The following is a 944-nucleotide window of genomic DNA, read 5'->3' as shown; positions in this document are numbered from 1 at the left end:
GTAACAAGGTAGCCGTATCGGAAGGTGCGGCTGGATCACCTCCTTTCTAAGGATATATAACGGAATGATTGACCTTGGGTCAATCAACATTAACGTTTTGTGTTCAGTTTTGAAGGTTCAGAAATGAAACTTCAAACTTGCTCCTGCCGCGAAGAAAAGTCTAAGAGGTAACTCAAAGCTTTCGTCGCAAAACTGCACGGAGTAATCTCACTGATGCAAAGTCACGATGTGACTGAAGTCAGTAGTCTTGTTCTTTGAAAACTGGATAAAACGACATTGAAAGCAACAAAATTCAAGCAAATTTTTATTATTCAGCTGAAGCAGAATAATAAAAAAGCCTCCGGCGGATGTCACAGATTTTTAGAGGTATTTAATTTTAAAAACATCTGCAAAGCAGACATTTTTAAAATAAAAATCTGGACGGCAAATTCGTCGAGGACGCATTTGATTGTGTAGTTCTTAAGTCTTTTCTTTATAAGAAAAGCAGTAACTAACTTTTTAGGTTAAGTTATGAAGGGCGCACGGTGGATGCCTTGGCACTAGGAGCCGATGAAGGACGGCACTAACACCGATATGCTTCGGGGAGCTGTAAGTAAGCTTTGATCCGGAGATTTCCGAATGGGGGAACCCACTGTTCGTAATGGAACAGTATCTTGACGTGAATACATAGCGTCATGATGGCATACCCAGGGAACTGAAACATCTAAGTACCTGGAGGAAGAGAAAGAAAATATTCGATTCCCTGAGTAGCGGCGAGCGAAACGGGAATAGCCCAAACCAAGAGGCTTGCCTCTTGGGGTTGTAGGACACTCTATATGGAGTTACAAAGGAATGAATTAGGCGAAGCGACCTGGAAAGGTCTGCCGCAGAGGGTAAAAGCCCCGTAGTCGAAAGTTCATTCTCTCTTGAGTGTATCCTGAGTACGGCGGAACACGTGAAATTCC

Annotated in this window: 1 rRNA gene; it reads left to right on the top strand. The window is 42.8% G+C overall.

The features are described 5' to 3' along the window. Positions 1-501: 501 nt before the first annotated feature. Positions 502-944 (top strand): 23S ribosomal RNA (locus tag ACH0B5_RS18040); the annotation flags it as partial.

Origin of the sequence: Ureibacillus sp. 179-F W5.1 NHS (genome assembly GCF_045369345.1) — a bacterium.
In the GTDB taxonomy this organism is placed as follows: domain Bacteria; phylum Bacillota; class Bacilli; order Bacillales_A; family Planococcaceae; genus Ureibacillus; species Ureibacillus halotolerans.
Note: the sequence above shows the minus strand (reverse complement) of the source record. Positions and strands in the feature narration are given on the sequence as shown.